General features: G+C 32.7%; 15 protein-coding genes and 1 tRNA gene. 6 read left to right on the top strand and 10 right to left on the bottom strand.

From position 1 onward, the window contains the following. Positions 1–13 precede the first annotated feature (13 nt). The 3 genes from QMG60_RS05730 to QMG60_RS05720 all read right to left on the bottom strand — a co-directional run bounded on the left by QMG60_RS05730 (position 14) and on the right by QMG60_RS05720 (position 3,256). The gene (locus tag QMG60_RS05730; RefSeq protein ID WP_281867170.1) at positions 14–2,002 is read right to left on the bottom strand and encodes a hypothetical protein; all 1,989 of its coding nucleotides are present in this window, start codon (positions 2,000–2,002) and stop codon (positions 14–16) included. Between the two features lie 237 nt (positions 2,003–2,239). After that, positions 2,240–2,326, bottom strand: a tRNA-Ser gene (locus QMG60_RS05725). Between the two features lie 60 nt (positions 2,327–2,386). Beyond that, complete coding sequence (locus QMG60_RS05720; RefSeq protein WP_281867169.1) at positions 2,387–3,256, bottom strand: LysR substrate-binding domain-containing protein; 870 nt, start codon at positions 3,254–3,256, stop codon at positions 2,387–2,389. A gap of 91 nt (positions 3,257–3,347) precedes the next feature. Between QMG60_RS05720 and QMG60_RS05715 the strand changes: the two genes are divergently transcribed. After that, a complete protein-coding gene (locus tag QMG60_RS05715; protein ID WP_281867168.1) occupies positions 3,348–4,589 on the top strand; it encodes an MFS transporter in 1,242 nt (413 codons plus the stop codon). A gap of 108 nt (positions 4,590–4,697) precedes the next feature. Here the strand turns inward: QMG60_RS05715 and QMG60_RS05710 are convergent, their stop codons facing one another. The 6 genes from QMG60_RS05710 to QMG60_RS05685 form a co-directional block, all read right to left on the bottom strand. Continuing rightward, positions 4,698–5,726: an asparaginase gene (locus tag QMG60_RS05710; RefSeq protein WP_281867167.1), complete on the bottom strand. Its 1,029-nt coding sequence runs from the start codon at positions 5,724–5,726 to the stop codon at positions 4,698–4,700. Continuing rightward, positions 5,716–6,852 carry a 1-acyl-sn-glycerol-3-phosphate acyltransferase gene (locus tag QMG60_RS05705; RefSeq protein WP_281867166.1) on the bottom strand — a complete coding sequence of 379 codons (1,137 nt, stop codon included), beginning with the start codon at positions 6,850–6,852 and terminating at the stop codon, positions 5,716–5,718. Before QMG60_RS05705 ends, QMG60_RS05710 begins: the two co-directional genes overlap by 11 nt. Positions 6,853–6,916: 64 nt before the next feature. Further along, positions 6,917–7,696, bottom strand: a complete 780-nt coding sequence (locus QMG60_RS05700) for a TatD family hydrolase (RefSeq protein ID WP_281867165.1) — start codon at positions 7,694–7,696, stop codon at positions 6,917–6,919. Positions 7,697–7,932: 236 nt separating this feature from the next. Then, a complete protein-coding gene (locus QMG60_RS05695; protein ID WP_281867164.1) occupies positions 7,933–9,576 on the bottom strand; it encodes a S41 family peptidase in 1,644 nt (547 codons plus the stop codon). A 149-nt stretch (positions 9,577–9,725) separates the two neighbouring features. After that, positions 9,726–10,451, bottom strand: coding sequence for a tetratricopeptide repeat protein (locus tag QMG60_RS05690; protein ID WP_281867163.1), 726 nt, complete (start codon positions 10,449–10,451; stop codon positions 9,726–9,728). A 2-nt stretch (positions 10,452–10,453) separates the two neighbouring features. After that, positions 10,454–11,038, bottom strand: a complete 585-nt coding sequence (locus QMG60_RS05685) for a sigma-70 family RNA polymerase sigma factor (protein WP_281867162.1) — start codon at positions 11,036–11,038, stop codon at positions 10,454–10,456. A 129-nt stretch (positions 11,039–11,167) separates the two neighbouring features. Here QMG60_RS05685 and QMG60_RS05680 point away from each other — a divergent pair, with 129 nt between their 5' ends. From QMG60_RS05680 to QMG60_RS05660, 5 genes are all read left to right on the top strand, one after another. Continuing rightward, a complete protein-coding gene (locus QMG60_RS05680) occupies positions 11,168–11,467 on the top strand; it encodes a hypothetical protein (protein WP_057115994.1) in 300 nt (99 codons plus the stop codon). 182 nt (positions 11,468–11,649) lie between these two features. Next, entirely contained in the window at positions 11,650–12,633 is a 984-nt protein-coding gene (locus QMG60_RS05675; RefSeq protein ID WP_281867161.1) for a hypothetical protein, read from the top strand. 111 nt (positions 12,634–12,744) lie between these two features. Beyond that, positions 12,745–14,697, top strand: coding sequence for a PKD domain-containing protein (locus tag QMG60_RS05670; RefSeq protein WP_281867160.1), 1,953 nt, complete (start codon positions 12,745–12,747; stop codon positions 14,695–14,697). A gap of 118 nt (positions 14,698–14,815) precedes the next feature. Then, complete coding sequence (locus QMG60_RS05665) at positions 14,816–17,491, top strand: CHAT domain-containing protein (RefSeq protein WP_281867159.1); 2,676 nt, start codon at positions 14,816–14,818, stop codon at positions 17,489–17,491. Further along, on the top strand, positions 17,427–17,864 hold the full coding sequence (locus QMG60_RS05660) for a retropepsin-like aspartic protease (protein WP_057115763.1): 438 nt from the start codon (positions 17,427–17,429) through the stop codon (positions 17,862–17,864). Before QMG60_RS05665 ends, QMG60_RS05660 begins: the two co-directional genes overlap by 65 nt. 91 nt (positions 17,865–17,955) lie before the next feature. Here QMG60_RS05660 and QMG60_RS05655 read toward each other — a convergent pair whose 3' ends face one another. Beyond that, positions 17,956–19,206 carry a TCR/Tet family MFS transporter gene (locus tag QMG60_RS05655; RefSeq protein ID WP_281867158.1) on the bottom strand — a complete coding sequence of 417 codons (1,251 nt, stop codon included), beginning with the start codon at positions 19,204–19,206 and terminating at the stop codon, positions 17,956–17,958. Positions 19,207–19,230: the final 24 nt, after the last annotated feature.

The raw sequence follows: 19,230 nt of genomic DNA, 5'->3' as shown, positions 1-19,230 counted from the left end.
TTAGCTAAACATTTTATCTTGTTTCGTTTTCAAATCTACTTTCAACTTTTAAATCTAAATTGTTTTTTAGTAATAATTGCTTTTTATACAAATAAGGTTTTGAGAAAAAAATTGATGAAAGAATCCAAAAAACAATGTTAACTGCCAAACCAATTATATAATCTATGATTTGAGATTCTTTATAAAATCTCAAATAATAAATCCCAATAAAAGTTAAAATAACAGCACAAATAGGAATGAATAAAAACCATGTCACTTTACTTCTCAATACAATAGCTTCATAATTTGCAATTTCTTCAGTGCGTATTCTGTTTTTTAATGCTTCTTCTGTTTTACTTAATTTCTTAGTTTTAATTTCATGTTCTCGTTTTTCATAAGATAAATTCTCATAAACAACATCATAGTCTTTAATAAATTTTAATTTTACTTCTTGAAACTCTCTATTTAAGGAAAGACTTATTTCTTCCTCTGGTAATCCTTTAAGTCTATTATTATGTAAATTTTGTGCTATTTTAACAACCTCTTCAGCCGGCAACTGTTCAATTTGTAATTCAGTGTCCAATAATTTTGACAAATCAGCAATTTGAAAAGTATTATTATCTGGATGTAAATCAAATCTAATGATATTAGCAAAAAGTGTAGAAAAATCTAAAGGATTAACATCCGTTCCACCATTATCAATAGCTAGCATATTAATTAAAGTCTCCAATTTTATTGCTATTGGCAAATCATCTTTAATTGGTTTAGCATGAGAATACCTATTCACTGATATTTCTTGAGAAAGAATAAATGCTTTTTCATTCTTTCGTAAATACTCAACGCCAGCAATCATTCCAACATCATGAAGCAAAGGAGATTCTTTCTTAAAATTACCTGTTGCTTTTTTATAAATAGAATTTATTAATGTCTTTTTTTCTTCATCATTTTGAGCTGTTTCAATTTGTTTATCTAAGGCTTCATCATTATTAAATAATCTAATTTCTTTTGAAGAATCCATTTTTTTTGGTGGCAAAGCTATTTGGGCACAAAAGCTTTCATAGTCTTCTAATTGAAAACACTTTCTTCTAATCGCAGATTGTAAGAAATGATCATCAGTAGCCTTCAATACATCATATGAAAATTTTTCGACCGCACGAAGAATTTCTTTCTTTTTATTTGCTATTGTTTTAGTATATTCTAATTCGGTTATATGAAAATATCCTGTATCGATGTTTAGCTTTTCAAAAACATTTTCGAGTTTTTTTATTGCCTCATGGTATTCGCTCGCTTCAAGCCCAATATTCATCAAAACATTTGTATCTAAAACACATTTTGAATCTCTAAATGCATTTATTGACATGGGGTCAGCTCCAACAGATGATTGCAATAAATTGGCAGCAAATGCAGATGTTCCATATTGCCAAAGATGTGCATCTAAATCAGGATCTTTTTTATAAATAATACAGTCAATAAATTTTTCTATCAACGTATTAAAGTCGTCTGCATTTAATTCTTTATTATTTTTAGTCCTTCTTCTAATATGATCTAATATATCTTCCTTTTTAGTTTTCAGTCTCTCTGTTTTAGAATAACATAAATCAGATATCCATTCAATTGAATATGATTTAAAAAATTCCACTGTTGCATCAGAAAACCACTCTAAAATAGCTGCCCTACTAGAATGAAACGGTACAAAATAATTATCAATTATTCTTTCCAATCTCTCTTTAGACTCATTATATCTTTTTTCTAAAGTCCTTACATTTGATTTTGTAAGCTTATATTTCTTATCTGTGATTTTAATTTCATTTTTTTCTAAAAGTTTATTTACACCTTCGATAATTCTATCTTCTGAAATAGATGTCTGTAATAGACGATTAACTTCTGTTGAAATTTCACCAATAGTAAGTGGCTTTTCTAATTGAAATAATATTCTAATTATCAATTGTGAAACAGCATTTTTAGTTAATGATTTAGAGGTACTATCTAGTCTTAAGTGAAGTGTTTTTATTATTTTATCCAAAGTATTTAATTTATGGTTATTAAAAAATTACCGAACTTATGAATGTCGAAAATTAAATTTAAAACAATATTAGGTCTAAAAAATAGCAACATTATTAACATCAAATTTATGACAATGTTTAACTATAGGCGAATATATAAACCTTAATACAATTAATCATTAAGTATAAATACCTTTTTTTTACGAAAGAAACAAAAAAACCCAAATTTCAAACAATGAAATTCGGGTTTTATTTCGCAGAAAGGAAGGGATTCGAACCCTCGATACAGTTACCCATATACTAGCTTTCCAGGCTAGCTCCTTCAACCACTCGGACACCTTTCTTTATTGGTCTGCAAAGAACACAAAAAAATCTGAGTTACAAAAACAAAATGCAAATTTACTTTAAATGCTTTTTTTAAATTCTTCCATAAACAGTTTTACTGCTTTCTTTTGGTAGCTTCCCAGCGTGAGCATATATGAATCTCGTTTAGTAATAACTCCTGTAATTTGAATAGCTTTGAGATCGTCCCAATCTTTTAGAGCCATCTCGGCAACAATTGTTGCCCAATCGCTATTTTCTACCATTTGCAATAATGCGTGAATGGACTGGAGCTCTATTGAAATTTTAGGTTTCATATTAAACTTTTTAAACAGTTCTTCGACATATTCTCGCGAATTGGATCCTTTCCCTGGCAAAATCAGCGGAATCTCTTCTATTTTCTTAAAAGCGATCTTATCTAAATGGGCTAAAGCATGATTTTTAGAAACCACCATAACCATATTTGAAGTAAATAATGGTACTTTCTGAATCGGCATTTCAATTTCGTGTGACGAAATAACGAATACTAAATCTAATTCATTATCAAGTAATTTCTGTTCTAAAACCTCGGTAGTTCCATACTCGACAATAATTTTGAGATTTTGGTATTTCTTGGCAAATGCATTTACAACAGGAAGAATCAATAATCCGAAGATATAGGTTACACCTATTCGAAGTTCTCCGCCAATCATTTCATTTAAATCTTCGATTGCCTGTTTTCCATTTTCTACGTTTTCTACCACTTTTTTAGCATGAATTAAGAAAACAGCTCCAGCTTCTGTCAATTGTACTTTTTTCCCAATTCTTTTAAACAAAGGCATTCCGAGCTCTTCTTCCAGCTTTTTAATTTGCTGCGAAAGTCCCGATTGGGTTACAAAACACAATTCGGCAGCTTTGGTAAAATGCAAAACCTCAGCTGTTTTGATAAAATACTGCAGTTGATAAATTTCCATATTGATAAGTTTTACTACTTATTATAAGTAAAATTATTAATTTTTCTAATGAAATCATAATGCCGACCTTTGTATCAAATATTTCAAGGTTATGTTTAAAGCGTTAAAATCAAAAAATTTCAAGTTATTCTTTTATGGTCAATCTGTTTCCGTAATTGGAACCTGGCTGCAGAAAACCGCAGTAAGCTGGATGGTTTACAGTATAACGGGATCTGTTTTTCTACTGGGATTGGCGACTTTTTTAAGCATGATTCCGTCACTGTTTTTAGCTCCGTTGGCAGGAAGCATTATTGGACGTTACGATAAACACCGCGCCATGATTGTTTTGCAGTCTCTTGCAATGCTTCAGGCTGGAACTTTAGCTTTGCTTATTTACCTAAAAATTTACAATATCAACTTTATTCTGGCTTTGAGTCTTATTCAGGGAATTATCAATGCTTTTGATATGACCTGCCGTCAAACGATGATGATCGATATTGTAGATAAAAGAGAAGATCTTCCAAATGCCGTTGCTCTTAACTCCACAATGAACAATTTTGCTCGTATCGCAGGACCTGCACTTACGGGAATTATTCTGCACCAATATGGAGAAGACATTTGTTTTATCGGGAACTTCATTAGTTATGTTCCGGTTTTGATTTCATTGCTGATGATGAAAATTACTCCGCACATTAAAGCCGAAAATAAGTTAAATATGCTCGACGATCTTATTGAAGGTTTAGATTATGTAAAAAAAGAAACCGAAATGGCAAGAATGCTTCTTATGCTTACCTGCAGCAGTTTGTTTGTAATTTCTTTTAATACTTTGATGCCAGTTTTTGCTAAAGATATTTTTAGCGGAAATGCTCAGACTTTCAGCTGGTTTGAAAGTGCTGCCGGAATTGGTTCTGTTTTATCTGCCATCTATTTGGCCAATTTAAAATCTGCTGAAAATATGAGCAAATTAATGATCTCTGCAAGTTTACTTCTTGGTTTCAGCGTCATTATTCTAGCCCTTTCAAGCAGTATTACAATTGCTCTTATCTGTATGACTTTAAGCGGAATAGGAATGATGGGACAAACTTCTTCTATCAACATCTACATTCAGACTCATAGTACTATCAATATGCGCTCAAGAAGCATTAGCTACTACATGATGGCTTATCAAGGGATGATTCCTGTTGGAAGTTTAATTATTGGCTATGTTTCCCACTTTTTAGGTGTTAGAGCAACAGTGGCTATTCAGGGAATTATCTGTATTATTTCTGTAATTGTTTATTTGTATTACAAAAAACATAGAGCTATCGAAGATTTGGAAACTTGTCCGGTTCCTTATCAAAATTCCAAAAATTAAAATTCCAAATTCCAATTTTAGAGAGATATTCCAATATAAAAATTCCAAATTCCAAACTGAGTGAATCTCAAAATTGGAATTTGGAATTTTTTATATTGGAATTTTCATCTACGATATCTCCCCGCGTAAAGCAGTTTCAAAAATATCTTTAAACTCGTTTTGTGGAATATTATGACCAAGCAGATACATCAATTTAGTAATTGCTGCTTCGGTAGTAATGTCTTTTCCTGAAATAACTCCAAGAGATTTTAAGGCTGTACTGGTTTCGTATTGGCCCATGTTTACGCTTCCGCCTGAGCATTGCGTAACATTTACAATATGCAATCCTGATTGAATTGCTTTCTCAATTAAATTTAAAAACCAATCTTCTGTCGGAGCATTTCCTGAGCCGTAGGTTTCTAAAACAATTCCTCTTAAATCTGGAATAGCAAGAATTGAAGCCAAAACTACTTCGCTCATTCCTGGAAACATTTTGATTATCGCTACATGATTATTCAGATTTTTGTGAACGATCAAATCGGCGTTTTTATTTATAGGAAGAAATAAATGTCTGTTTAGTTTTAAGTGAACACCAGATTCTACTAATTCAGGATAATTTGGTGCTGTAAAAGCTCTAAAATGTTCTGCATTTACTTTAGAAGTTCGGTTGCCGCGGTACAATTTGTATTCAAAATACAAGCAGACTTCGGTAATAACTGGTTTTCCGTTTTCTTGAAGTGAAGCAATCTGAATCGCTGTAATCAGGTTTTCTTTTGCATCGGTACGTAAATCTCCAATAGGAAGCTGAGAACCTGTAAACACAACCGGTTTAGTTAAATTCTCGAGCATAAAACTCAATGCAGAAGCCGAATATGACATTGTATCTGATCCGTGAAGCACCACAAATCCGTCATAAGCAGCGTAATTTTCCTCGATAATTGTGGCAATTTTTGTCCACATTTCGGGATTCATATTAGAAGAATCAATTGGGTGTTCGAATGAAATAGATTCGATTTCACAGTCCAATTGCTTAATTTCTGGAATCTTTTGTATTAATTTACCAAAATTGAAGGCTTTAAGTGCCCCTGTTTCAAAGTCTTTGCTCATACCGATTGTTCCTCCGGTATAAATCAATAATATTTTAGCTTTAGATGACATCTTGGTATTTTAATTTATTGACAACAGGATTGGCATACATTGCCAAAAATCCTTGTCTGGTAACAGGATTATCGCTTCCGATACGCATTTCTAAACGACGCTCAAAAAGCGATTTTTCGCTCTCTTTGTACTTGTGAGCAAATTTATCGGTTTCGTTTAAAATATCGTATGCAATAAAATTGGTCGGCCATAATTGGTAGTTTTTCAAAACAACATCATCAATAGTTTGTGCCAAAGCCTGAACTTGTTTATTAACATTGTCATTTTCAGCCACAATCTGATCGATTTCTTTGTCTAAAACATCTCCAACAGAAATATGGATTCTCTTTTTAGTTCCCATGATACCGCTTAAAATGGTCATGAAATCTTCGTTTTTATCTTTAACGTAAACTTCGTTATTTGCTTCTGCCATTAATTGCGGCATTTTCAAAACATCTGTTGGGTCGTATTCATAAGAGATCGAAACTGGAACGATTTTTAATTTCTTAAAATAATCCATCAAGTTTTCTTCATCAGAACCCATTCCAATCATTTTTAAAACTCCTGGGTTGGTTTCGTCGTTTCCATCTTTTGTTCTTCCTTCTCTTTGGGCAATCCAAACCGAACGATTTTCGCGAAGCAGCAATTGTCCGATATATTCGGCTAATAATTTTGAACTTTGAAGCATTTCACGAGGTGTTAATCCTCTTAAAACTAAAAAGTTTCTATTCAATTTTGCCAAAGTAGCCAAGAAAGCTTTTTTGACCAGATTATCTCCAATTGCCGATGCCGTCATGACCAAACCATGTTCGAAAAGACAGACATTTAATAATGTTGTATCTAAAAGAATATCTCTATGATTCGAGATAAACAAATAAGAAGTGTTTTTTTCCAGTTTCTCAAAACCCGAAGTTGTAAGTCCTTCAGAACTTTTTTCTAAAACCCTTTGTATCGTGTTATAAATAAAGTTGCATTGAAAATCACGAATCGAATGTGTCTTCTTCAATTGATCCTTCCAAACCTCATCTTCTACTTCCGGAAAAGTAAAGTTCATCATGGTTTTCATCATCGGATGGTTTACCACATCATGAAGTGCTTCATTTATTTCGGAATCATAAAACGGTCGAATGGCATCAAATTTCTGCATTATTTATATCGATTTTAAGTGGGCAAAAGAACAAAAAAAAAATTAGATTAAAGTAACGATTATATTAAATCCCAAAAACGTCTTTGGAGTTTTGAGTTGTAACTACTGCAATCTCTTCTTCAGAAACATCGTATAGAGCTGCCAGTTTAGAAATTACATTGACTAAATAACTGCTTTCATTTCTTTTTCCTCTGTATGGAATTGGCGCTAAATAAGGCGAATCTGTCTCCAAAACAATATGTTTTAAATCAATTTGATTTAAAAACTGATCAATTTTTCCGTTCTTGAATGTTACCACACCACCAATTCCTAATTTCATATTATAGGAAATTGCCTGCTGTGCTTGTACTAAAGTTCCGGAAAAACAATGAAAAATCCCAAACAAATCTTCAGATTTTTCTTCTTCTAAGATTTCGAAGATCTCGTCAAAAGCTTCTCGACAATGAATTACGATTGGAAGTTTGTATTGTTTTGCCAGTTGAATTTGCGTCTTAAAAGCGATTTGCTGTTCTTTAAGATGTGTCTTATCCCAGTACAAATCGATCCCGATTTCTCCAACTGCGTAAAACTTTCTTTTGGACAATTCAGTTTCTACATGCGCTAATTCGTCTAGATAATTATCTTTCACGTAAGTAGGATGCAGCCCCATCATCAGGAATATATTTTCAGGATAATTTTTCTCTAAATCGTACATAGACTGTGTCGCAGCCGCATCGATTGCCGGAATAAAAAAACGAGTAATGCCGGCATCAATAGCGCGCTGAATCATTTCGTCGCGATCCTGATCAAATTCTTCAGAATATAAATGCGTGTGTGTATCTGTAATAATAGGTCTCAAATTCAAGGGTATAATTTTAAAGCTGTCAAAATTACGACAATATTAAAAGAATAGCAATTTTGTAGAATTTGTATAGAAAAACGAAGACCTTTGTCAAGTTGTGAGCTTTGACAAAGGTCTGCTGATTTTAATCTTTTATTTTGTCATACTGAGCGAAGTCGAAGTAAGCAAAGAAAAGCCCCCAATTCTTTTCGAAATGCTTATTGAGCCTTCGACTTCTCTCAAGATGACATTTATTTTAATTATTTTCCTGTTTCAATAAAAAGCAAAGCACGATCTAAAACCTCATCTTTTCCTTCCTGAATTCCTTTTATGGTTGGTTTTACTTCAATATCAGGAATGATGCCAATTCTTTGGGTTTCGCGTCCATCAGGATAATAAACTCCAATTCCTGTATATCTTGTATGAAATCCTTTAAAATCAAGCTCGGTTACATTTCCATCTGCTCCAGCAGTCTGGCTTCCTATAATTGTAGTATTACCTGCTGTTTGAAAACACATTGCAGTCCATTCTGCCTGGCTTAAGGATTCTTCGTTAAGCAGAACAATAACTTTTCCTTTGTAATTATCTTTGTTTTCAGAACCGCAGGTTGATCCTTCTGTCCATTTAAATTTGCCTGGATAACTAAAATCTGGGTGCGTGTAAATCGCAAATTTTTCTTGATGAGCGTTTAAAAAATTGGCAATATCATTATAAGTCCCATTCGGATAATTTCTCATATCAAAAACAATTGCTTTTGTTGTTTTTAATTTTTCAATCATATCAGGAACGTTTATACTTTTAATAAGTCCCATATCTACATATCCGATATTCTGGTTTAAAGTTGTAAACTTTTCTTTTTTCTTTTTAGCTCCTTTTTTAAATTCATTTCTGTGAGAATCATGATAATTGTACCATGTCATCTCTTTTGTTATCTGCTTGCCGTCTTTTAAAAACTCCACATTGACTTTCTCAGAATTACTATGTAAAATTTTCCTAACCACTTTACTTAAAAGAGTTGGTTCGTTTGACGCTCCAAATAAATCTCTATATTCTGCAATGTATGCTGCTATTGTTTTATCATTTACTTTCGTAATTACGTCTCCAACTTTTATATCATCTGCTTGAGCAAGGCTGTCTGCAAGAATTTCAGTAACCACTATTTTGTTATCAATTATCTTACAGTCAGCAGGAAAAAATCTTCTATTTTCCTCAAATTTACTGCCACTATATGTCGCAAATTCAACATGACTATCATTGAGTTTAGAGGCTGTTTTTCGGACAACGGTATAAAATTCGTCGTCATTTTTAGCTTCAAGAACCAAAGGAAGCATTTGATCAAAAGTTATATCCCATTTTTGGTCCATTATATATTTATATGGAAAAAAATACTCGACTAAATTCCAATACATAAAAAACCACAAGATTCTTGAGTTTTTATTATCAAACTGAAGATTAAAATAATCTCCATTTTTAAGCGGATTATAACCTGGGCCTATTTCTTCTGTGGTTTGAAACCTATTCTCTTCAATAAATTTTAATTTCTTCGAAAGCTTTTTAGAAAACAAATTATTGTTAAACCAGCTTAAATCGAAATTCTTATCAAAAAACTTTACATCCTTTGGCACTGCAATTGGCGCTACTTCTTTTATTGGTCCGAGATCGTCGATCCAGTTTTCCAATATTAATGAAAACTCTTCTTTTGTTTTCGCGTTTTCTATTTTCGGCAGTTTTTCTAATAATTGATTGTCCCAATTGACTTCTCCTCCAGCAATTTTTGGATGATAATACTTTAAAAATCCCCAAACTTTGCAAGTGGCAAAAAGCTTTTCGGCTTCTGTAATTTTAGCAGCACTAAAAATGGTTTGAGAAAAAATGATAAAAAGAAACAATGTGATTTTTTTCATCGAATTGGGTTGGTTAGTTTTGGTTGTTTTGGTGGCAATTCTTATAAAAACAAAATCGAATTTAGAACTAAAAATCTAAATTCGATTGAGGTTTCACGTAAAAGCAGGAAAATTTTTAATTTATTTTCAAATTTGCTTTTTATTTTAAATTAATTCAACTCATCTAAAAGCTGTTCTACTTCATCATAATCTTCATAATCCTGAGAAATAGTCTGAAGAATCTCTTTGCAGGCTTTATAGTCTTTTTGTTTTAATTTGGATAATGCCAGATTCCATTTTGCTTTTTCTTTGTAAGCAGAGTTCCCTGCTTGCAATTCTTTAAAAATAGTATCTGCTTTATCGTACTGACTTTCTTCAACCAAAGAAATACCATAAAAATATTGAATTTCCGGAGATGTATTTTCTTTTAAAATTGCTTCAAAAAGCGGAATTGCTTTTGCATATCTTTTTCCATTAAAATTATCTTCTGCTTGTTTTAAAGTTTCTTCAGAGACACCTCTTTCTGTAAAATAAGCGCTTTCTGGATGATTATAATCATCAAACGAAGGATTCTCGTTATAATCAAAGAAAAACAATCCGAATAAAATAACTGCCGACGCTGCCGCGACGTAATACCAAGGTTTAAGGGAAGCTACTTTTCCTTTATTTTTATTAAAATATTTATCTGAAATTCGGCTTAGGTTTTCTTTAAAAATTTCTCGATCCTGCTCTTGTCCGAATTTATTTTCCAATTGAAAATGCATTTCTTTGAAACTCTCCAATGCCGATGCCAATTCTGGATCTTCAGCTAATTGTTTCTCCAAATTAGCTCTTTCATCAACGGTCAGTTCGCCTTGAAGATATTGATCAAATAAGATATAGCGTTCTTCGTTCATGATTACTTGTTTTTTAAAGAGTTAAAATTTTTCGCTTCCTGAATCCATTGCGTTAACTGCCCAACACATAACGATTTCTTTTTCCGAACATAGCCGTAAGTTACATTGAGTTTTTCGGCCACTTCTTCCATTGATTTTAAAGTAAAACTGAGTTTTAAAACTTCTTGGCATTTTTCTCCCAATTTCTGAAACATGGTGTCAAAAAGCTTTTGTTTTTCGTCAAATTCTTCCGTTTGTGCAATCAAGTCATGCGCAGATTCATTGATAGATAAAACATCTTCTAGAATTGTTACCCCTTTATTCGATGATTTTTTCAGCTCGTTGAGCCAGCGTCTTTTGCATAATAAGAAAAAGTAAGCATCAAACGGACAAGTCAATTGAAGCGCATTGGCTTTCGCCTGATTAAAAAGCAGTATCATAATTTCCTGAATCACATCCTGCGCCTGATCCTTATCTCCAGAATTGTTGGTTATAAACAAAACTACTTTTGGAGCGAACTTTTTATATATCATTTCAATAACCACCGAATCATTTGCGGCAAGTCCATCGATATATTTTTGGTCAGGATGAATTTTATTTTGATCCATAGAAAGCTATTTTAATACTAATGTAAAAAAAGAATCTCATAAAACTTCAAAACAAAGGGTAACAATAATGCAATGAATTGTATTTATGAAAACAAAAGTCTTTTAAAAACCTTTAAAAAATTAAAAGAAATGGAAAGTTACCAATTTGTAAACGAAAAAAACACAGATCGATTCTACGAGATAATCGCAGCCAAAACTCGCAGCGGTTTTGTAATTACAGAACATAATGAGAAACTGCCTTATGTGGTTTTATCTAAAGAAAAAAAAGCCATAAATCATTCCCTTCATTTATTTATCAGTTGTATGACTTTAGGTTTCTGGATAATTGTCTGGATTTATCTCATATTAAATTTCTCTCAAAAGAAAGATATTCTCGTAGCTGTTGACGAAGACGGAAATCTATTTGAAGATAAATGCCTTTCTGCCTAAATAAAAAAACAAATAAATGGGTAACAAATTTTAAAGCCAATTGATATAACCATATAAGCTTAAAAAATAATTCAAAACTGAGGGTAACAAAATTAAACCCGAATTGATTTAACTATAAAATTAATAACCAGAATCTGAAAACCACTTGAAACAATCAAGCCAGATTTATAAAACTAGAAATTATGAAAACAAATTTTAAAAAAATCGGTCTTTTAATAATAGCAATGACAACTTTCGCCAGCTGCGATAACAGCGACGGAGATGATATTAAACTTTCACCTCCAACTTCAGCAGCGTTTAAAAGTATTAGTGAAAAAGGTGTAAAAAGGAATACTCAAAATTTTACCATGACCGCGGGAAATGGAGTGGTAACTTTAACTTCCGCAAAGGGTGTAAAGCTTTACATTAACGGAGATTGTTTGACCAAAAACGGAAATCCCGTAACTGGACAAGTAGATATTGAATATATCGAACTCTTTGACAAAGGAAATATGCTGGTTACCAATAAACCAACAATGGGAATTACTTCTGATGGAAAGAAAAATTTATTAATCTCTGGCGGTGAATTCTTTATTAAAGCAACTCAGGGCGGAGTAGAACTTCAAACTTCTTGCTCATTAAATATGATTGTTCCAACAGCTTTAACTGACGGTTTTGACAATTTAATGAGTTTGTGGACTGGTGTAATTGATGAAAAAGGAGAATTGGCTTGGAGAGAAGCTAAACCAAACGCTGACGGAACTGGAGGAAAAGGCGGCGTACAAGGTGAAGGAAACAATTATTATGTAACATTCGGAAACTTTGGATGGACAAACGTTGATCGTTTTTACAGCGATCCGAGACCAAAAACAACAATTTTAGCCAAAGCACCAGAAGGATATGATAATAACAACAGCGCCATTTACCTTTCTTACGACGGCGAAGGAACAAATGCACTTGCCAAACTTGATACTTTTACTCCTGCAGGTTTATTTAGCGAACATTATGGACAAATTCCTATTGGATTAGCTTGTCACGTGATTTTTGTGACTGAAGACAATGGCCAATGGAGATATGCGATAAAACCCGTAACCGTTGCTGCCAATGACGTTTACACTTTTACCCTTGCCGAAACAACAGTCGGTACCGAAGCTCAGCTGGTTGCTGCAATTAATGCCATTCAGTAACTTACAAATGCTTTTTTAAGAAAAAGTGGTGATTTGCTCATCACTTTTTTTTACATTTAATCCTGTTTTAAGATTGATTCTGTTGATTTTAAAACCCAAAACTGTCTAGTTATGAAACCACAACTGTCTATTTTCTTTATTCTATTCAGCATTTATTCTATTGGACAAACAAAAGTTAAAGACACCATAACCCGAAGAGCCAATATTGGTTTTACACAAAACGGAAATCAGGTTATTTTTAAGCCTGAAACACCGCCTTTGATTCCGATTGCTGGTGCACCAAAACCAAGTTATTCTTATTTATGGGAACTTGGCGACGGACATTACAGCAAAGAAGCAGAGCCCAAACATGTGTACAAAAAGAAAGGAAATTACACCACAAGACTTGCTGTAACAAACAATTATGACAACGGGAAACCTCCTGCAACCCGCCCGAAAAAAGTCGCAGTAAATGATATTACGGATACGAATTTTAACGATATCGCTTCAATTGCCGATCAGAATGGGTTTGCTATTATTAAGAATTGTGATCCTATTCCAGATCAGGAAATGGTAGTCGTAGTAAGTTATCAAAATCTGGAAAATTATGTTTCTAACGGAAAGCTTTATTTATTTTATAATGAAAAGCAATTCAAACACAACAATTTCGAATTAAGCGACTTTAGAACTTATGCAGGAGAACGTGAAATAAAAGAAAACTTAGTTGCTGCGGTTGATGATCTTAACGATTCGAATAATTTTATGGCTTCCGCCGAAGGAAATTTCAAAACCAAAAAATACCGAAATACAACTACAGAAGAAGATTTGGATGCCTCGTTATTAGACGCCAATAAAACATATCATAATGTTTCTATTTTAGAATTTGATGACGCCAATCCAGGAGAAACGCGAAATGTTTTTTATACTTTCAAAACTACTCCTGAAATGATTAAAGACACGAGTGCAACGGTTACGATGCGAGGTATTTTTGTTCCGAATCGAAGTTATAAAAACCATAAAGTAAAAAATCTGGAAATGGAAATCGTAACTTCTCACGATCCAAACAAAATGGGATCTAACGGAAGGTTTATGAATTATAGATTGGTGCGTTTTAAAAGGGTAAATTTTAAAACCCGTTTTCAGAATAACGGAGAAGGTCCCGCTCGAAAAATTCGCTTGGAAACTGATATTCCTGATATGTTTGACAAGAAAACTTTCCAGATTGAAAGCATGTATCCCGAATGTCCAATTTGCCCTAAAGGCGAAGAACCAACTATAAGCTGTCTAGACACGATTATCAAACAGAAACAAATCATTTTTACCTTCAAAAACATTTATCTCCCAGGAAGCGAACAGAAAAATGTGCACGAAAAAGATTCTACAAAAGGTTTTGTAAAATATTCGATGAAGTTTGGAGAAGATTTTCATAAAGTAAAAACCAAAAGCAGAACCGCCATTATTTTTGACAAGAACGAACCGATAATTACCAATTATGCCACTACTCGATTTTTGCCTGGAATTTCGATTGGTGCCAAAGCGGGTTACAATTTATATCCAGATTTAGAAAATTCGACCAGTTATTTTGTTGGCGCTACAATTTCGCCTTTTAAATCGTATCGCTTTTATTGGCAGGTTGAGTGGGAAAATGCATTAAATAAATACGACAGCGACATTTCTGTACTAACTGAGACTGTATTGAATCCTAACGGACAAAAACAATTGCAACGTGTTACGACCTCAACAGAAAACAAAAATGTCAATTGGGAAGTTCCTGTTTTAATTCGTTACAACATTAATAATTACTTTGGAGTCGGGGCTGGAATTCAGGCTAATTTTGATGTTTCATCCCAACAAAATTACAATCGAACAATAGATCTTTTTGAAGGCGACAGTGATAAATATATTATTAATACCCGTTCAGAATCGAGTTCGTCTAAAGAATCTTTTACCAATTTTAAAACTGGATTACTGCTTGATCTTACAGCTGGTTTTGCCAGAATTGGTCCGAGTTTGGGCGCGCGATATGTGATTAATTTTGAACAGAATTTCAATTATTTTCAGTTTTATGGAATTTGGAAGTTTTAGAGATTGTGCCGCAGAGATACGCAAAGTTTTTTCGCAAAGACTTACAAAGTAAATAAACGTATTTTGTGCCTCTCTGAGCTCTCTTTGCGAATCTCTTTGAAATAAAAAACAGCTTAATATGAACTTATATCGCTTATATGGTTTTATTTTCCTTTTCCTGAGTCTAAATGTTTTTGGACAAAATCAGGCTGAGAAAATTTATAATGCGATTGATGGTTTTACGGCTCATCCTTCCGCGGAAGCGTTACAAAATTTAAGAAATATTGAAAGTGATTTTTGGAAAAGCGCTAAACCTAAAACCAAAGATGAATTACTGGCCATTGTGATTCTAAACTGCAATAAAGCATATTATGAAAATCAGTTTGGGCAGACTCAAAATGCGATTTCGAGTTATGAAAAAGCGTGGCAAATCTATCAAAAATATAAACTAAGCGATTACGACATTATTGAGTTCTGCTTAAAACCTTTGGGAAATTTATATACCGTTTTAGGCGACTATGACAGTGCAGAAAATACCATAAAACAATACTTTTTTATCGTAAATACTTCTAAAAATTATCCTGAAGCACAAAAACAAAAGTTTGCCGCAATTCTTAATTTATCAAATGTTTATCAGAGTTCAGGCAAAATTTCTTTGGCTATTGAACTTTTAGAAAAGACTTTAAAAACGGAGAAACTATCCAATTTGCAAATGGGAATTTTATGGAATAATCTGGGGAATAATTATCTGCTAAGTTCTACAGGAGATTTAATGAGACCAGAAACTCATCGAAAAGCTACGAAAGCATTTGAATCTTCGATAAAATATCTTCAAACCGAAAAAAATCAATCGGAAACCTTATCGAATTCTTATCGAAATCTTGCTGCTCTAAATCGTCAAAGACAAAATTTTGATGCTGCAAAATCTTATTTAGAAAAAGCTGAAAAATTATTTTTGCAGACAACAAATCAACAGCCTAGAAAACTAGCTAAACTTTATTATGAAAAAGCTTTACTGCTTTTTGATGAAGAAAAATATGAAGAAAGTACAAAGCAAATTGCTGTCGTTTTTAAAACATTGATTCCAAATTACAATTCAAAAAATGTTCTTCCAGCGAAAAATCAATTGTATGCAGAAACAGTCTTGGTTGACGCGCTCGATCTTCAAGCCGAAATTTTAAGGATAAATCAGCCCAAAAAGGCACTTATAGCTTTTGATATGTCTTTTTATATCGAAGATTTAATGATGAATAGTTTGATTTATGAAAATTCTAAAATCCTGATGCAGCTGCGATCTCGAAATCGTACCGAGAAATGCATTTCTATTTGTAATGAATTGTTTAAAAAAGAAGGCAAAACTTCATATTTGGAAAAGGCCTTTCAATTGGCTGAAAATACAAAAGCTGGAATTTTAAAAAGTTATCACTCTACTATTAAAAATGCTTCGACAGAAGAAAAAAAACTTTTATACAAACTTCAAAATCTAAATAATAATATTATAAAAGAACAGCAAAAAGGAGATTCTGCTGATATTTTGAAGATCAATCAATTTATAAAAAAGCAAAATGAATTGATGATTTCACTAAAAAAAATCCAATCTGAAAACCCAGATTACATTCCTGAAAAATGTGATTTGAAAGCATTATTTAAGAAATTGGAAAATGATAAAGCGATGATGGTTTATTATCTTATGGGATCCGAAAATCTCTATTTCTTCATTTTACAAAACAACCGAATTGCTTTAAACCATATTAATATTACTGATATTGCAATTCCAAAAATTGTTCAGTTTATAAACTATTTTAATAGTCCGGAAGCTATTACAAATGACATTTCAGGTTATAATCACTATGCAAAAATTGCCTATGATGTATTGAAATTACCTACCAATTATGTTAACCAAAATCTGATAATTGTTCCTGACGGAATTTTAAATTTTCTTCCTTTTGAAGCTTTAATTACTCGAGAATCAAATACGACGAATTTTAGCAAAATGAATTATTTATTGAACGATTTCAAGATTGCTTATAATACGTCAGCAAATATTTACCTCAACTCAAAACCAATTTCTAACTCGAAAAAAACGGTTTTAGGAATTTTTCCTGTTTTTGAGAAATCGGCTTTTGAACTTCGTTACTCCAAGAAAGAAATGGAATCTATCCGAAGTAATTTTAGCGGAAAATATTTAGAAAATTCAAATGCAAGTTTTACTAATTTTAAAAACAATGCCTCTCATTATTCCATGCTTCATTTGAGTACACATGCATCTTCTGGCGATATTGAAACTCCTGCAAGTATTAAATTTTCCGATCAGGAAATTCTGTATTCTGAATTATATAATCTTCATATCAATCCAGATTTAGTGGTTTTAAGTGCCTGCGAAACCGGTATTGGTAAATTGTATAAAGCAGAAGGCGCAATGAGTATTGCTAGAGGTTTTCAATTTGCAGGAGCACAAAATTTATTATTTTCTTTATGGAAAGTAAATGATTTTACGACTTCGGTTTTTATGTCGGATTTTTATATAAACATTCAAAAAGATGTTCCTTATTTTGAAGCGAATACCAATGCAAAACTGGATTATTTAAACAATAAATCAATTCCCAATGCAAAAAAGTCACCTTATTATTGGAGTGCTTTTGTGTATTACGGAACTCTTCAAAAACCAGAAAAGTCTCCAAATTATATCTTCTATATCATTAGTTTTTTGGCTGTAATTGGCTTATTTTTGGTTTTCAATCATTACAGAAATGGAAAATCTTCACGAAATTCTCAAAACAGAGAATTACAAAAAAATAAAATTCAAGATAACTAAAACGCAGCATTTACAGATAAAAGCCAAAATTAATGGTGTCTCTGGCAATTTCATTTTAGATACCGGCGCATCTAATACGTGCGTGGGTTTTGAAAGTATTGAACTTTTTGAATTGGCTGCAAAAAATTCAAAAACAAAAGCATCTGGAGCAGGCGGAAGCGGCATGAAAACGCAGATTTCGTCTCAAAATAAATTGCAGTTAGGATCTTGGAAAAACAAGGATTTCAGTATTGTAATTTTTGATCTTTCTCATGTAAATGAAGCTTTAGAATCTTTTAAAGCTAAACCTGTTCATGGGATTATTGGTGCCGATGTTTTATTGGAAGGAAAAGCTATAATTGATTATTTTAATCATTATTTGTACCTTAAATAGAAAAATTCCAAATTCCAAATTCCAAATTCCAAATTCCAAATTCCAAATTCCAAATAAAAAAGTCTCCATTAGAATGAAGACTTTTTTAGTTTTATATTGTTTCTTGATTATCAATTTCTATTTTGGGAACAGTATGTTTTTTCAACGAAAAATAAGCTACAACTGTACTTAGCAGCATTAAAGCTCCACCCAAAATAAATGGCGCTCCGGCAAATTTAAAAGGTGCATCACTATGTGTAAAAAAATAAAAGGTATTCGCCATCATAGGGGGACCAATGATTGAAGACGCGCTCATTAAACTGGTCAAAGTTCCTTGAATTTCTCCTTGTTCGCTTGGCGCAACTTTACTCGCCACAACAGATTGTAGAGCCGGACCAGCGATTCCGCCAAGACAATATGGAATTAAAAATACGAACATCATCCAGCTTTCTGTTGCAAAAGCAAACAACAGCATTCCGATTGTATATAACGCCAAACCAATGTAAATACTTTTTTCGTTTCCTATTCTTGGGTTGATAAAACGAACCAATCCACCTTGTACAACTCCAACTAAAAGACCAATTATTCCTAATGAAATTCCGATCATTCGTTCATCCCAATTGAACTGATAAATGGTGAAAAAACTCCAATTACTTTGTACGGCATGAGAACCAACGTATAATAAAAATATAGCTGCTATTAAGCCAATTAAAGTTGGATGTTTTCTTAAACCTAAAATAGCTCCAACAGGATTAGCACGTTTCCAGTCAAAAGGTCTGCGGTTTTCTTTCTTAAGTGATTCTGGTAAAATGAAAAATCCGTAAAGGAAATTGACCATACACAAAACTGCTGCTGCGTAGAAAGGAACTCTTGATCCGTATTGTCCTAATAATCCGCCAATAACAGGTCCGATAATAAATCCTAATCCGAAAGCGGCACCAATCAATCCAAAGTTTTTAGCTCTGTTTTCGGCTGTACTGACATCTGCAATATATGCAGAAGCAGTTGTAATACTGGCGCCCGTAATTCCTGCAATAATTCTTCCTATAAAAAGCCAGATAATTGTAGGCGAAAAAGCCAGTAAAATATAATCTAAAGAAAATCCGAAAAGTGAAATTAATATAATTGGCCTTCTTCCGAATTTATCACTTAAATTTCCAATTACTGGAGCAAAAACGAATTGTGTGATCGCATATGCGAAAGTTAACCAGCCGCCAATTTTTGCGGCTTCGCTGATATCTCCATGAATCAATTCTTCAATCAATTTTGGAATTACAGGAATTATAATTCCCCATCCTGTAATATCAATTAACATGGTTATGAAAATAAAACCAATTGCTGCAGATTTATCTTTTTGTAGCATAGTAAGTTTAGTAAGGTGATGCAA

The organism is Flavobacterium sp. GSB-24, assembly GCF_027924665.1.
Taxonomy (GTDB): domain Bacteria; phylum Bacteroidota; class Bacteroidia; order Flavobacteriales; family Flavobacteriaceae; genus Flavobacterium.
Note: the sequence above shows the minus strand (reverse complement) of the source record. Positions and strands in the feature narration are given on the sequence as shown.

Bases quoted from the DNA above. Each gene is read 5' to 3' on its own strand.
- QMG60_RS05660 (WP_057115763.1), top strand. From the start codon at position 17,427: ATGGAAAATCTTCACGAAATTCTCAAAACAGAGAATTACAAAAAAATA.
- QMG60_RS05655 (WP_281867158.1), bottom strand. From the start codon at position 19,206: ATGCTACAAAAAGATAAATCTGCAGCAATTGGTTTTATTTTCATAACC.
- QMG60_RS05705 (WP_281867166.1), bottom strand. From the start codon at position 6,852: ATGCAGAAATTTGATGCCATTCGACCGTTTTATGATTCCGAAATAAAT.
- QMG60_RS05670 (WP_281867160.1), top strand. From the start codon at position 12,745: ATGAAACCACAACTGTCTATTTTCTTTATTCTATTCAGCATTTATTCT.
- QMG60_RS05720 (WP_281867169.1), bottom strand. From the start codon at position 3,256: ATGGAAATTTATCAACTGCAGTATTTTATCAAAACAGCTGAGGTTTTG.
- QMG60_RS05715 (WP_281867168.1), top strand. From the start codon at position 3,348: ATGTTTAAAGCGTTAAAATCAAAAAATTTCAAGTTATTCTTTTATGGT.
- QMG60_RS05690 (WP_281867163.1), bottom strand. From the start codon at position 10,451: ATGAACGAAGAACGCTATATCTTATTTGATCAATATCTTCAAGGCGAA.
- QMG60_RS05710 (WP_281867167.1), bottom strand. From the start codon at position 5,726: ATGTCATCTAAAGCTAAAATATTATTGATTTATACCGGAGGAACAATC.
- QMG60_RS05665 (WP_281867159.1), top strand. From the start codon at position 14,816: ATGAACTTATATCGCTTATATGGTTTTATTTTCCTTTTCCTGAGTCTA.
- QMG60_RS05680 (WP_057115994.1), top strand. From the start codon at position 11,168: ATGGAAAGTTACCAATTTGTAAACGAAAAAAACACAGATCGATTCTAC.
- QMG60_RS05675 (WP_281867161.1), top strand. From the start codon at position 11,650: ATGAAAACAAATTTTAAAAAAATCGGTCTTTTAATAATAGCAATGACA.
- QMG60_RS05695 (WP_281867164.1), bottom strand. From the start codon at position 9,576: ATGAAAAAAATCACATTGTTTCTTTTTATCATTTTTTCTCAAACCATT.
- QMG60_RS05685 (WP_281867162.1), bottom strand. From the start codon at position 11,038: ATGGATCAAAATAAAATTCATCCTGACCAAAAATATATCGATGGACTT.